The sequence below is a fragment of the Cytophagales bacterium genome (assembly GCA_033344775.1).
Taxonomy (GTDB): domain Bacteria; phylum Bacteroidota; class Bacteroidia; order Cytophagales; family Cyclobacteriaceae; genus JAWPMT01.
In genome coordinates this window covers 349,079-365,586 of the sequence record JAWPMT010000004.1, presented here as the reverse complement: position 1 = coordinate 365,586, position 16,508 = coordinate 349,079, and the positions used below count along the sequence as shown (strand labels likewise).

The following is a 16,508-nucleotide window of genomic DNA, read 5'->3' as shown; positions in this document are numbered from 1 at the left end:
AAGGATGGTTTTTGAAGGGACTGAATCCGGAGTGCGTCAGATCAATCAGGGATATGACAGTCCAACAGTCATTGACATCCACGATTTCTCAGGTCAGTCCTCGGAGCATTGGAGGACAATTTTGGATGACCAGATACACGAAGCACAGAGCAGCTTAAACTTGGGACAAGGTCCGCTGATGAGGCTTTCGTTGTTTGAATTCAACGATGCTTATTTTCTGTTGGTGGTCATACATCACCTTGTTGTGGATCAGGTTTCATGGCGGATCTTAGCAGAAGACCTGGCGACGTTGATGCAACAGCATCAAGATGGATTAGCATTCAATTTGCCTGCTAAAACGGATGCTTTCCAATATTGGGCCAATAAGCTCGCCGATTACCCATCGAAACTAGACAGCACCGGTGCGGAATACGATTACTGGCAACAATTGACCACTAGAGAAACAGATCGCCTTCCAGTGGATCATGTAGCCGGTAGCGACAAGGAGGAACATACCGATGAAGTCATCTTGTGGCTAAGCCGCTCACTGACATCTGATTTGCAATCCGGTGCACATCAGGCCTACAATACCAATATCAATGAATTGTTGTTGACCTCTCTGGGAAAAGCAATTCACGACCAATTTGAAGTAAATACCATCGGTATCGCCATGGAAGGTCATGGGCGAGAAAGCCTTTTCGACGATTTGAATGTCAGCCGAACAGTAGGCTGGTTTACGAGTATTTACCCTGTCATTCTTGAATCCGGTAATGAGGTTGAATGGGCTACCGCACTTGTGGAAACCAAGGAGATGCTTCGAAAGATCCCTAACCATGGTGTCGGTTTTGGAATACTTAATCAAGAGAGCGCTCTACAAGGAAGAAGTGCTTTCGATCAGACCAATTTGCCTGTAAGCTTCAACTTTTTCGGTCAATTTGATCAGGGTGTGGGTTCCGAAGGACCAATGTCTGTTCATACCAATATCCAGGGAACCAAAAGCGCCCGATCTTCCAGACGACATGAAATTGACGTGACCGGGGAGATTCGATCCGACCAATTGCAGCTTGCCATTCAATTCAGTAATCAGCGATTTGATCGTGTGACTATTGAACAATTGGCTGCAAAATACGAGGCTTGCCTTGAAAGTTTGATCGCACATTGTACTTCAGTTAAGGAAACAGTCCCTACACCTGCTGATTTTACTTTCAAAGGGCTGAGCATTTCACAACTTGCAGCGATCACTGAAAATACTGGAAGCAATATCCATGACATCTATCCATTGACCCTTGCGCAGGAAGGGATGTATTTTCATGCTCTGTACGATCAGGACAAAAGTGCTTATTACGAGCAGGTGAGCTATCAGTTACAAGGAGAGATCAATCCTGAATTGGTAGAAGAAGCTTTCAATAAGCTAATGAGCCGTCATGAAGCGTTGCGAGCAGCATTCATATTCAAAGGGTTGGATCAGCCGGTTCAGGTGATTTTCAAAAAACAAAAGGTTGAATTTGAATTTAGTGACCTGTATGACGCTGATTATGATCCTTCTCGGTTAGCTAAAGTGATCTCGGTATACAAAAAGTCTGATCAGGAACGCGGGTTTGAATTGGATAAAGATGTCCTGATGCGTATCCATTTGTTTAAGAAAGCTGCATCAGATTTCGAACTGGTCTGGAGTCATCACCACATTAACATAGATGGCTGGAGTCTCGGACTGATCATGACAGAATGGTTTGAGATCTATTATGGTTTGGTGAAGTCAATCGCTCCAGAACTTCAGACGATCCGTAAATACTATAAGAACTACATGTTGTGGGCTCAGGCGCAAGATCGTGCTACCGGATTGCAGTTCTGGTCGAGATATCTTAATGGCTATGGAGCTTCCCTGACCATTCCTGGTGCTAAGGCGGTTGTTCCTTCCAAACATGAAAACCGAAAACATCAAATTACATTACCTGAAGACCTTACGATCCAATTGAAGCAGATTGCTTCTGAAAATCAGTCTTCGTTAAATACTTTACTTCAAATCCTTTGGGGGGTTTTGTTGGCCCGTTACAATCATCTCAACGATGTGGTCTTTGGGGCGGTGGTTTCCGGCCGTCCACCTGAGCTGGAAGCGTCGCAGCACATGGTTGGGTTATTCATTAATACCATCCCTGTCAGGATAAACTTTGAAGTAGATCAGACCTTTAGCCAGATATTACAACAAGCACAAGATAAGTCGCTGGAAGCCGCGCAATATCACTACAGCGCGCTTTCCGATATTCAGGAAGCCAGTGGTTTACATCAGGGATTAGTAGACCATATCATGGTTTTTGAGAATTTCCCGGTTGAAGAGCAATTGCTTCATGTGGTTTCAGGGAAGATGAAAACCCAGGCCGATTTTCCTTTTACATTCACCGGTGAAATGGAACGTTTGGAGCACAGTAATTATGATTTTAATGTGATAGTGCTTCCAGGTGACGCATTGCGCATCAAGTTTTCTTACAATACCCTGCGATTCGAACAAAGTAGTGTTCAGCGGGTCGCTGATCAATTTCTCTACCTTGCGGAACAGATCGCCAAAGATCCTAACGCATCTGCTTCTGCCCTTAAGTTGGTTTCTCCGGAAGAAGAGGAACTTTTGAATGCTTCTTTTAGTGAGCCTCAGGAACTGATACCCGTAACCAGCAATGTGATTCAACAATTTGAACATCAGGTAGGCTTGACTCCAGCGGAAAAGGCCGTGACCTATGGTGGGCAATTCCTGACCTATGATGTGCTCAATCGGAAAGCGAATCAATTGGCGCACTACCTGATGGAACAGGATTTTGGACCAAAAGATAAGATCGGGGTTTACATGAGGCGCGGACCGGCCTTGATGATCAGCTTATTGGGTATCCTAAAAACAGGGGCAGCGTACGTGCCCCTGGACCCGGAACAGGAAGGGGAGCGATTGTCTTACATGATCTCGGATGCGGATATTGAGTTGATGCTCGTTCAAGACCAATTGGTGGATCGTTTGCAGCTGTCAGCACTAGATATCATGATCCTTGACAATGGCATTCTGCAAAACGATTGGTTGTCAGAATATGAGCACGATAACCCGGAAGTTGAGGTCGCGATGGATGAATTGGCCTACGTTATTTATACCTCAGGATCTACGGGTGTTCCAAAGGGGGTGATGGTTTCACATCTGGGATTAGCTGATTATTTGACTTTCGCCAAAGACTTTTACTACGATGAACAACTAGCTGGAAGTTTGGTTGGAACCTCACATTGCTTCGATATCACCCTTCCCTCATTGTATTTGCCCTTGCTAAAAGGAGGAGTAGTCAATTTATTACCAGATGAAGATGAAATTGTTCATTTGGCGAAGGGACTGGAGAATTCTGGAGAAACGAACTATTTGTTGCGCTTTACTCCATTGCATTTACAAGCGATCATTGATTTAATAGGTCACTATGAGCCTATCTCAGCGGCACATGTCTTTGTTGTCGGAGGTGCGGCGTTTTCGGTGGAGCTATACAAGATAGCACAAGCGCTATTCCCTAAAGCTACTTTTTATAATCACTATGGCCCGACTGAAGCGGTTGTAGGGTGTGCGATCTTCAACATTACTCAAGAACTGGAAAGTAAGCACGAGGTTCAGGCCATTCCTATTGGTACGCCGATGGCCAATACGAAGCTTTATGTCATGGATGAGGGGCTTCAGCCTGTGTCGGTCGGTATGGCGGGCGAATTGTGTGTGGCAAGTGAGGCATTAAGCCTTGGATACCTCAATCAACCGAAGCTTTCGGCCTCGGTATTTGTGAAAGATCCTTTTGGCGGTACGGTAACCGACCATAAATGCTACAAAACTGGTGACATGGTGAGGTGGCTGGAAAGTGGCAATTTGGAATTTATTGGCCGCATTGATGATCAGGTGAAAATCAGGGGGCATCGCGTTGAACCCGGTGAAATATCCCATCAATTGAAGCAGCACACTGCTGTGAAAGATGCCCTGGTATTTGCGACCACACACGATCAGGGTGAAAATGAACTGATTGCCGCGATTGTTTCGGAAAACGCGAATCTGGATACCCATACCCTGGAAAGAATGCTGTCCAAAGTGCTTCCACAATACATGGTTCCGAGACGGTATGTGGTGTTACCCAATCTGCCTTTAAATGTCATTGGTAAAGTGGATAAGGCCGCCATCCTTGCTTTAGAATCGGAAGGTACGAACCCGGAGAAAACGATCGAAGCGCCGAAGACAGAGATTGAAGAACAATTGCTCAACATATGGCTGGAGGTACTGGAATTGAAAGAGATAAGCACCAGCGATAACTTCTTTGAATTGGGCGGGCATAGCTTAAAGGCTACGCGTATGCTGGCCAGGATCCATAAAGAGATGGATATGGAAATTCCATTGAGGTCAATTTTTGAAAACCCTACAATTGCTGAGTTGGGCATGGAAATAGAGAATGTGACCTGGGTGGAACCCGAAGAGGGAGATGCAGAGAGTACAGAAGATTTAATGGAGATAGACCTATGAAAATCAACGTGTTGATCAATCAACTGCGCAAGGTAGGGGTGGTTCTTTCTCTAGAAGCGGGCAAGCTAAAGGTAAAGGCACCAAAGGGGCAAATACCTCCTGAATTACTTCAGGAGCTTAAGGCTCAGAAAGAGGCCATTGTGGATTACCTAACGACGAGCCAAAAGTCCAGGTCTTATGAAAAGATTCCCCATTGTCCTGAGGACACGCACTATCAGGTATCTCATGCGCAGCGAGGGCTGTGGATCCAGGATCAGCTGAGTGAGAAAAGCCTGGCATACAACATTCATTCCGGTTATAGACTTCAGGGAAAGTTCGATGAGTCTGCCTTTGAAAAGGCGCTCGATGCCATCAGCAAACGGCACGAAATTTTAAGAACATCCATTGAGACTGTGCAGGGAGAACCTGTTCAGTTAATTCAAGATGACTTCTCTTTCCAACTGCTAAAGGACGACATTAGCGACCACAAGGATAAGGAAGCCAGGATCGAGCAGCTTTCGTATGAAGAAGCTGTGACGCCTTTTGATCTGAGTAAAGCTCCTTTGTGGCGGGTCAAATGGGTACGATTGGGAGCGGATGAATTCCTATTACTATTCAGCATGCACCACATCATTTCGGATGGTTGGTCGCTGCATGTGTTGGTGAAAGAACTGCTGGCTTTATATCATGGCTTTGTTCAGAATAAAGATCCTCAATTACCTCCTTTGCCGATCCAGCACAAGGATTACAGTCATTGGCAAAATCAGGTATTGGCCAGTGACAAGGGGAAAGCTTCCTGTGCATATTGGCAAGATCGCCTTGCTGGAGAGCTTCCGGTATTAAACCTTACATCAGATAAAAAGCGCCCAAAGATCAAGACGAACCACGGGGCGGTACGGACACATGTGATCGATGCAGAGACCTTGAACTTGTTGAAATCCTGGTCAAAAGCACATGATGCGAGCCTCTTTATGACCATGACCGCTATCCTTAAGGTCTTGTTGTATCGATATACGGGACAGACTGATCTCATCATCGGCTCACCCGTGGCGAACCGATTGCATTCGGATCTTGAAGGGCAGATTGGTTATTTCGTCAATACCATTGCCTTACGAAGCGAAATCGATGGCGGTGTTGGGTTCAATTCCTTTTTGACCCAGGTAAAAAATACCGTCCTGGGTGCCTTTGAGCATCAGATGTATCCTTTTGATGCCATTGTAGATGAATTGGATACGGAGAGAAACCTCAGTCGAAACCCCATTTTCGATGTGGTCATCATGATGCCGAACAATGATCAGGCCGACTTTCAATTGGAGGATGTGCATTTGTCCAGGCTGAATAATCCACATCATACAAGTCGATTTGATATGCACTTCAATATCATCGAAAAAGAAGAGGAGCTGCTTTTGCACGTCATTTACAACACGGACTTGTTTGAGGAAGGTCGTGTCCAAAGGCTACAACTGCATTTTGAACAGCTGTGCAAGCAAATCCTGACAGATGAGCTTACCCCACTGTCTGCTTTGCCAATGCTCCATGAGGATGAAAAACAGGTCCTGTTGAATGATTTTGCCAAAGGGTCAGATGTTCCTCATGATAAGGGGTTGATCGAATGGTTCCAAAAGCAGGTCGAAACATCACCGGATCAGGTGGCGGTATCGACGGAAGAAACCAGTCTGACTTATCAGGAATTGAATGAGAAAGCCAATCGCCTCGCACATTTTCTGATGGAAATGGAAATGGAAGAGGGCGAAAGGGTTGGTGTCTACTTGCAAAGAAGTCCACAATTAATGATCAGTTTATTGGGTATACTGAAGACTGGAGCCGCCTACGTCCTGTTAGACCCACATCAACGCGGGGAACGCCTGGGCTATGTGATCGAGGATGCTGAAATTGAAATGGTACTGGTCGAAAAAGGCCTGGTCGAAAACCTGAATTTATCGTCCATAGATATCCTGGTCATGGATGATGATGTAATAGGACCGGATTGGCTGGAAGTCTATGAAACGACCAACCCAGAGAACGAAATCAATCCAGCATCTACGGCATATATCATGTACACGTCGGGTTCCAGTGGGAAACCCAAAGGTGTGGAAATTCCACATGCGGGCTTATCAGACTATTTAGGGTTTGCTTCTGAGAAATATTATGAAGACCACCTACAAGGTAGTCTGGTGGCCAGTGCACATTGGTTTGACCTGACCTTGCCATCGTTGTATTTACCGCTACTCCACGGCGGACAGGTTCGACTATTGCGTGAAGAGCAGGTATTGACAGATCTGACAGAAAGACTTAAAACTACCGATTCAGATAGTTATCTGTTGAGGTTAACTCCCGTTCACATCAAAGGCTTGTTGGAGCTACTGGCGGGAACCATGAACTTGCCGCAAAAACATGTATTTGTCATTGGTGGGGCTCGTTTTTCACCCGATTTATACAGGCAATTGCGTTTGGTATTTCCTCAAGCAATCATTTACAATCATTATGGCCCCACAGAAACGGTGGTCGGATGTGCCATCTATCAGGTAAATGATCTTGATGAAAATTCAGATACCATTCCGATCGGTCGCCCCATGAATAATACAAGTTTGTATGTTTTGGATGAGGCTTTAAAGCCAGTGCCAATCGGCGTGCCAGGAGAATTACATGTCGCAGGAATATGTGTCAGTAACGGTTATTTGAATCAGCCTGATTTAACACAAGCTCGATTCATCGATAATCCTTACGGACCAAGGAGGTTATACAAAACCGGAGATTTGGCGCAATGGAGAGCCGATGGCTTGCTCGATTATGTCGGGCGATTAGACGATCAGGTCAAAATCCGAGGACACAGGATTGAGCCCGAGGAGATCGCCCAGGTGTTGATGAAACATGATAAGGTTCCTGAAGCGATCGTCCTTCCCATTCAAAATGATTTGGAAGAGTATGAACTGGTTGCTGGTGTGGTTGCCAGTCATTTAGAGCTTAATGGAAGTTTACTTCGGGATTTTCTGGAGTCGAGGTTGCCTGATTACATGATTCCACAACACTTTGTGTTATTGGATAGCATACCAACTACCACAAATGGCAAGGTGGATAAAAAGGCCGTTTTGAAGGCGGTTCAGGAACAAAATTTGGGTGAAGAAGATAGCTATGTGGCACCCCAAACGGCCGGAGAACGTTTGTTGGCTGAAATATGGAAAGAGGTTTTGAGTCGGAAAGTGGTCAGCGCCACAGACAACTTTTTCCATATAGGAGGCGATTCCATTAAAGCCATACAGATTTCATCGCGGGTTCATCAGGCAGGACAGGAACTTACTCTAAAAACCATTTTTGAATACCCGGTCCTTAAAGATCAGGCTAAGAAGCTCAAAACGGTCATTAGAATGCCCGATCAAGGCATCATTGAGGGAGAGGTGCCTTTCACACCGATACAACGGAGGTTTCTCAATCGACAGCTGGCCACACAACATCATTACAATCAGGCAATTCTTGTTCGCATACCGGAAGAGTTGGATGAATCAACACTATGCAAGATTTTCGAGCATCTTCAGCAGCATCATGATGCCCTGCGAATGGTATTCCCTGATGATTCAGGATCCTTAACGCAATACAATCCCCTTGACGGACAACCCATCGACCTTGCCACTTATGATTTCAGGTCGATTACCGACGAAGAACTAGAGGTTAAGGTGCAAGATCAGGTCAATGAAATTCAGGGAGGCATTGATTTGCAAGCAGGACCCTTGATGAAATTGGCGCTATTCACTGAGCGTGATCAACGAAGACTTTTAGTGGTGATCCATCACCTCGTCATCGACCTGGTTTCGTGGCGAGTGCTTTCGGAAGACCTGGAAACATTGTACGATCAACATCAACAGGGTAAGGAATTCAAGTTACCGCCAAAGACAGATGCCTACCAACTTTGGGCGAATCGGCTGGCAGAAGCTTCCAAAGACAAAAGCTTTTCAGCACCATGGGACTACTGGCGCAAACTAGATGCACAGATCGTAGATCGATTGCCACTAGATCACATAGAGGGCAGTAATCTTGAATGCAACAGTGTAAGTAAGTCCATTCGCATCGAAGGTGAGATGCTCGAATTATTGACAAATCAGGTCCATCAGGCATTCAATACTACTATCAATGATTTGTTGCTATCTGCTCTTGGGGCTGCGGTTGGTGAGTGTTTTGGCGTGCAAAAAGTGCCCGTCATGTTGGAGAGTCATGGGCGAGAGATTCCTTTGGAGGACTTGGATGTGAGCCGAACTGTGGGTTGGTTCAGTAGTGTTTATCCAGTTTTGGTAGAGACTCATGGAGCCCCTGCGGAATTGCTGGTAAATGTCAAAGAGATGCTCCGAAAAATACCTCAGAAAGGCATCGGTTACGAACTTTATCGTCAACAAGTTGCGAGTGAAGCGAAGCAAGGATTGCAGCCCCAATTGATTTTCAATTTTACAGGACAATTTGATAATACAGTCAGTGAAGACGCTGCTTTTATTCTCTCTGGACAAGCACGAAATACCCTGCATCCTGAGACTCCTCGATTGTACGAATTGGACTTTTCCGGGCAGCTATCCAAAAGCGAATTAGTACTTACGGTCCGTTACAGCGATCAACGTTACCGATCTGATACCATCGATCATTTGATGGCGAGTTTAAGTGAACAATTGACAACCCTCATTGAAGCTTGTGCTCAATTGGTCCAGCCAGTCAGAACGCCTAGTGATTTTACTTTCGGTGCATTGAGTGTAGAGGAGTTGGCGCAACTCGAGACTCAATATCCTGGAAATATAGCAGACATTTATCCCTTGTTACCTACGCAGGAAGGGATGTTATTCCATGCTTTATACGAAAAGGAAAAAGGCGCATACTTCGAACAAAAGAGTTTTCAATTAGGAGGTTACATGGATCCTGATCTGGTGGAAAACGCCTTTAATGTACTCTTCAAGCGCCATGATATCTTAAGGGCGGCACTCATTTATGAAGATTTGGATCAACCTGTCCAGGTCATCCTGAAACAAAGGGAAATCGATTTTGCCTTTCATGACATCAGAGAAATAGCCCCTGAGCAGCAGGAGCAAAGGATTGCGACGTTTAAAGCGCAGGATAAAGCCAAAGGGTTTGAATTAGATCAAGATCCTTTGATGCGTGTATCACTTTTGCAAACCACGGAAAGTCAATATGAAATCATCTGGAGTCATCATCACATGATCCTGGATGGATGGAGTTCCAGTAAGCTCACCGAAGAATGGCTGCAGGTTTACCAGGAACTGAGTAAGCGCAGTGTTCCTGAAATTGCAGAGAATCGGGTTTTCAAAGATTATGTGAGATGGCAACAAAGTCAGTTGCCGGAAAACAGTCTGGACTTCTGGAAAAACTTCCTACAGGGCTACAGCCAACAAATATCCTTGCCGGGTCGTCAATCGTCCTCTACTGGTTCGGAATATCGAAATCGCAGGAGTCAAATCACCCTGGATGCTGAACTTGCTGGTCAGCTCCAAAGACTTGCCAATGAGCATCAGGCATCATTAAGTACGCTGATGCAAACCATTTGGGGGATTTTACTGAGTAAATACAATCAAACCAACGATGCGGTATTCGGAGTGGTGGTGTCAGGAAGGCCTCCTGAGGTAGCTGGTGCGGAGGATTTAGTAGGCGTATTTATCAATACCATCCCTTGTCGGGTAAGCATGAAGGAAAATCACCGATTTGACGATCTGCTGAGCCAAATGCAAGGAAATTTCATTGAGACGGCTCCGCATCAGTATGTTGCTCTGTCGGATATACAGCAGGTTTCTGAATCAGGGTCATCGGGTGAATTAGTCAATCATATCATGGTTTTCCAAAACTTCCCGGTAGAGGAAGATCTGGTACGTGGCCTTATGGATGCGGAAAAAGACGAGCAGTCATTGCCATTCTCTTTTGCAGGTCATGCAGATATTTGGGAGCAGACCAACTATGATTTCAATATTGTGGTGGTTCCCTCAGGAGAGGAATTGATCATTCGATTCATGTACAATGATTTGATCTATCCTGAGAGTAACATGGACCGGGTGGCTGAACACCTCAAATGCATGGTCACTCAAGTCGTAGATCAGCCCAATATCGAAATTGATGCGATTAAAATCATTTCGGATGCTGAAGAAAAACTCCTGGCTGAATTGAGCGGTGGTCAATCTATTAGCCATCCTGAACATCAGACAGTCATTTCCCTTTTCGAAAAACAAGTGGAGGAGCAACCAGATGAGATGGCGTTGGTCTACTCTGATCGAAGTTTGACTTATCGGGAACTGAAGGATCAGGTTGATCAACTGGCTCAGTATTTAGTTCAAGAAGTTGGGTTACAACCAGAAGAAGTTGTGGGTTGCATGACAGGGAGGGATTCCTGGTCGGTAGTTGCTCTGCTAGCAGTAATGAAAGTAGGGGGAGTCTATCTTCCATTGGAACTTACCTTGCCGAATAAGCGATTGGTTTACATCACCGACAATAGTCAATGTCAAGTTGTCCTGACCCATAAAGAACAACTTGACTTATTGAAAGAAAATGCCATAAGTGCCGTTGACGTATCCGCCATTTCATTGGACGGATTTGACGCAACTCATATTGATGATGCGGCTCGCGCGGGTTATCTCGTTTATACGTCAGGATCTACCGGAAACCCTAAAGGCGTACTAGGGACACAAGTTTGTTTGCACAATCTGATTTGCTGGCAGCATGAACAGTTCCAGACCCAACGAGGGCTCAAATCATTACAATACGCCGCTCAGGGATTTGATGTGGCCTTGCAAGAAATGCTGTTTTCTGTTGTCTTTGGAGGCACGCTTTATGGTGTATCTGACGAAGTGAAGTCAGATCCCTCCTTATTAGCAGGGGTGATTGCAAAGCACAAAATTGAACTCATCACCATGCCGTTTGCAGGACTCAACCTGATGTTGAGCAATGCAGATACCCGTTCCTTCCTTGTTTCTTTGAAGCATCTGATTACTTCAGGTGAGCAGTTGGTAATGCACGATCATATAAGGGAATTTTTGCAACAGAATCTACAGGCCCAATTACACAATCAATACGGCCCTTCGGAGACACATGTAATTACTGCGCATACCCTATCGGGAATAGAAACCTCTTTACCTACGTTGCCGCCAATTGGAAAACCCGTTTCCAATGTTCAGGTTTATTTGTTGGATGAACGTGGAGGTTTAGCACCATTCGGGTCTACTGGCGAGATTGTAATAGGCGGAATTGCTTTAGCCAAGGGTTATGTAGGGGATACATCGTTGACTGAAAGCAAATTCATAGAACACGATCGATTCGCAGGACAAAGACTATATAAGACCGGAGATAGAGGCAGATGGACAGAGAATGGTGAATTGGAATTTATCGGAAGAAACGATCATCAGATCAAAGTCCGTGGATTTCGGGTTGAACCCGGTGAAGTAGAACATCATCTACTGAATCACGAAGCTATTTTGGAATGCGCGGTAATTGTGAAGGAAGAGGAGCAGACCTATCAAAATGAGTTAGTTGCTTTTATTCGAATTACATCTGAGATACTTGATGAACAGTCGATACGTGCATTCCTTTCCGATGATTTACCAGGATACATGATTCCGGCGCAGTTCATCGTCTTAGAGGAAATGCCTCAGACTTCCAGTGGTAAAATCGACCGAAAAGCCCTGGTCTTTCAAAACGGAGAGACACTTGAAAGTGGACTGGATTACTTGCCACCTGAATCTGATACGGAAGAGAAGCTCGTGAAAATTTGGGAGGAGTTGCTTGAAAGAGAGCGCATTGGAATCCGGGACCATTTTTTCGAAATCGGTGGGCACAGCCTCAAGGCAACAAGAATGATTGGGCGTATTCAAAAGCAATTTGAAATCAAGGTGCCTTTGAAGCGATTATTCGAGGCACCGACCATACAACAATTAGCATTAGTGATTGATAACATCCTGTGGCAACAGCAGGCCTCCAGTACCATGGAGCAACCTGAAGAACGAGAAAAAATAAGCATATGAGCATTCATGAATTAATCAATGACCTGAGGAAGGCCGACATCATGTTAGAGTTGTCGGAGGGAGAGTTGAGTCTGGATGCACCCAAAGGAAAGATTGATGATGTACTACTCAAACAGCTCAGGAGCAGAAAATCGGAGCTAATCGAGTTTTTGCAAGAAGCCAATGAAAGTAAGGAGGCTCTACGGTCAATCCCTGTCACCGAGGACCAGCCGTATTATCCGCTATCCCATGCACAAAGAAGACTTTGGGTGCTCGATCAGTTGGAGGAAGATAGAAGTGCCTACAACCTTGCTACAGCTTTCATGATGGAAGGAATGATCAATGTAAGCGCGCTGCAGCAAGCACTAAATGCCATTGGTGATCGGCACGAGACCTTTCGTACGTCTTTTGATACGGTAGCTTCTCTTCCGGTTCAGGTCATTCACCCAAAACCTCAATTGAAGTTGTATTATGAAGATATTAGCCAGCAACCAACCGATAAAGAAACGTTGCAAATACTGGCTCAAGAAGAAGCTTCTACACCTTTTGACCTAAGTCAGGCCCCGTTGTTGCGGGTTAAGTTATACCGGATCAAAGAAGCAGAATATCTGCTATTATTTACCGTGCATCACATCATTGCCGATGGATGGTCGATGAATATTTTTATTCAGGAATTACTTCAACTTTATTCCCAATTCCAATCTGAAAAATCGTCTTCCCTTGAGCCACTGCCGATTCAATACAAAGATTTTAGCCAATGGCACAATGAGCTTTTGGAAAAAGATGAAAAGCTAGGACATTATTGGCGAGAAAACCTCTCAGGAGAACTGCCAGTGCTGCAATTACCTTATCGGCAAACAAGGCCGGTGGTTCGAACCCAAAATGGCGATCATACCTCCTGTGCCCTGGACGCACAATTGACCACCCGACTTAATGATTTAGCTAAAGCACATGATGTCAGCCTGTTCATGGCTTTGAATGCCCTGGTAAGTGTACTGCTCCACAAGTACAGTGGACAAACAGATATCATTCTCGGTGCGTCCGTAGCTGGGCGTCAGCATACCGACTTGGAATCGTTGATAGGATTCTTCGTCAATATTCTGCCGTTGCGGACACAGATTGATAAGCAAAGCACCTTTGAAGACCTGCTAAGTCAGACCAAGACTATTGTGACAGATGCTTTTGAGCACCAGCAGTATCCATTTGATCAGATGGTGGATGATGTGATGGTCGATCGGGATACAAGCCGACATCCGATTTTTGACATCAACATTGTCATGCACAATAATGACAAGACCGCCCTTTCTTTCGAGGGAGTTACCGTCAAATCCATTTCCAATGGAAGTCGAACCAGCCGGTTTGATATGGCATTTAGTTTTAGTGAACGAAGGGATGATCTTTATCTGGGTGTAGAATACAATTCGGACCTATTTGAGCCGCAATTGGTTGAATCGATGATGGGTCATTTCGAGCAGCTTTGCCAAGAGGTAGTTGAAAACCCCAGATCAGCTATCTCAAAATTAGACGTCCTAAGACCGGAAGATATTTCGGTACAGCTTGAGCAATTTCAAGGTTATGAAGGTGAGGCTTTGCCCAATGCCGATTCCGTACTTGATTGGTTTGAAAAACAAGCGGAAGAAAAACCAGATCAGGTTGCACTGGTTTGTGAAGGTCAAAGACTGACGTATAAAGAGCTGAACGAACAAGCAAACAGGCTCGCTCATGGGCTAAAAACGCAGTACGACCCAAAGCCAGAAGAAGTCATCGCCTTTATGTTGGACAGGGATGAGTGGGTTATTGTTAGCATATTGGGGATATTGAAATCCGGTGCGGCGTATTTACCGATAGATACTAAACTGCCCTCGGAAAGAAAACAGTACATGCTTCAGGATACAGCACCCAGAGCCCTTTTATTGCACTCTGATTACATGTTCGATTTGCCTGAATATTCCGGCGAATTAATGGCGCTAGATATACAGTTTGATTCCCTCGAACAGAAAGTGGACAATCCAGCCAGGGCATTGGAAGCCCAACATTTGGCTTACATCATTTATACCTCAGGATCTACAGGTCACCCGAAAGGAGTGATGATTGAGCACGGAAACCTGATTCACTCAAGTGTCGCAAGGGTTCATCAATATCCGGTGGAACGCATGCTATTGGTCTCACCCATCTCTTTCGACTCTTCAATTGCCGTTTTATGGGGAACGTTGCTGCGAGGAGGAACGCTTGTGTTAGCCAAAGAGACCTTGCTGATGGATCCTGAAAAAACCGCAGCGGCCATTGTTGAACATGAAATCACGGACATGCTTTGTGTTCCAACTTACTACAGCAATTTAATGCCATTGCTAGCGGAAACCGATCAGACAGTACCGCTTCGTCGGTTGATTCTGGCAGGAGAGGAGTTGCCTTTGTCTTTGGCTCAAAAGCATCATGAGCAATTTCCTGAGATAGCGCTCTTCAATGAGTATGGTCCTACGGAAAATACAGTATGGACAACCATGACCCCCGTTCGAGAAGATGACCAGCAAGTTTCGATTGGGCGTCCGATAGATCGCGTCAATGTCTTTGTGATGGACCAAGAGCAGCAATTATTGCCCATTGGTGCTCCCGGTGAACTGTGCATTGCGGGTCCGGGACTTGCTCGGGGCTATCTCAATCAGGATGACTTGACTGCTCAGAAATTTGTTGATCATCCATTTGTTCCAGGAAAACGCATTTACCGAACAGGAGATTTGGCTCGATGGACCTTTACCGGCGAGCTAGAATTTTTAGGACGATTGGATCAGCAAGTAAAAATACGTGGCTACCGAATCGAATTACCAGAGATCGAAGATTGCCTGTTGAAGTATGCACAAGTCAACGAAGCGGCTGTGTTGGTGAAAGCCGATAAAGATCAACCATACCTTTGTGCATTCGTCAGCGGTCAGAACGGACTGTCTACAGATGACCTCAATCGTCACTTAACACAACGTCTTCCTTCCTACATGGTCCCTTCCGCCTATGTCAAATTGGAAACGATGCCTGTCAATTCCAATGGAAAACTGGACAGAAAGCAACTGTTAACTTTTGAGCAACAAGGAGAAGCCATGACGAAAGGCTATCAAAGGCCTCAAAGCAAGGCAGAGATTGAATTTGCAGATGTATGGCAAGAGGTATTACAAAAAGACAGAGTAGGAATTGATGATGATTTCTTTTTGTTAGGTGGAGATTCGTTGAAAGCCATTCGGGTAATTGCGAGGCTTCAGGAGAAAGGATACGAACTTTCATTGAACGATTTGTTCAAATACAGGAACATTCATGCTTTGAGCATCATCTCCAAGAACCTGAAAACGGATGTAACACCCAATCAGGCACCTTCCTACCTGTTGAATGAATCGAAGGAAGATTTATTGTTTGCTTTTCCTCCATTGTACGGTGTAGCGATCAGTTACATGAATCTGGCCAAACAACTGGATTCGTTTGGGTTCGTGGCTTTTGATTTTACGCCCGAAGCAGATCCGGTAGTACGATATTACCAGTCGGTTAAGGCCTATCAGCCGGAAGGACCTTATGTGTTTTGTGGTTACTCCGCCGGTACGGCATTGGCTTTTGATGTGGCCAGGTATTTTGAGCAACAAGGAGACGTGGTTTCCGATCTGATACTCATTGACGGTGTGCCTTCTGAGGGCAATTCACCCAAAACACAGGAACAGCTAGAGGAAGATGCGGACAAGTTGCTGACGCTGAGTGAGGAAGACCTCAAAGACAATCAGGCCGCTCATATGATTGAACAGGATGCCTCACTACGTCAGCGAGTGAGAGAAGTGCTCATGGCTTATGATCAATACCTTTCCACCGAATCGACCATTGGGCAGACCAAAGCCAATATTCACCTGATGGTGGATGAAGAGATGGATGAATCCATCATTCAACGGAAAATGAGCTGGCAAAACCATACCCAAAGCGAGTTTTCTGTCATTCAGTGCCAGGGAATTCACCGACAATTATTTGTGTCTACCAACCTGGAGGCTAATGCATCTATCTTAAATCAAGTTTTACAAAACGTTTTTGACCGATCTTAA

3 protein-coding genes (1 of these 3 cut by a window edge) are annotated in these 16,508 nt (G+C 45.2%); all 3 read left to right on the top strand.

Features of this window, described 5'->3' with window-relative positions; translation table 11 throughout:
• Tightly spaced (each overlapping or abutting the next), the 3 genes in view from R8G66_10410 to R8G66_10400 form a layout consistent with a single transcriptional unit that may run on beyond the window.
• Nucleotides 1-4,492 carry the final stretch of an amino acid adenylation domain-containing protein gene (locus R8G66_10410; protein ID MDW3192771.1) on the top strand. Its footprint begins 11,039 nt before the window's first position, so 4,492 of the gene's 15,531 nt are visible here — the last part of the coding sequence; the start codon falls outside the window, past its left edge; its stop codon occupies nucleotides 4,490-4,492.
• Nucleotides 4,489-12,465, top strand: a complete 7,977-nt coding sequence (locus R8G66_10405; protein ID MDW3192770.1) for an amino acid adenylation domain-containing protein — start codon at nucleotides 4,489-4,491, stop codon at nucleotides 12,463-12,465. The genes R8G66_10410 and R8G66_10405 overlap by 4 nt, the downstream gene beginning before the upstream one ends.
• Nucleotides 12,462-16,508: an amino acid adenylation domain-containing protein gene (locus R8G66_10400; protein ID MDW3192769.1), complete on the top strand. Its 4,047-nt coding sequence runs from the start codon at nucleotides 12,462-12,464 to the stop codon at nucleotides 16,506-16,508. The genes R8G66_10405 and R8G66_10400 overlap by 4 nt, the downstream gene beginning before the upstream one ends.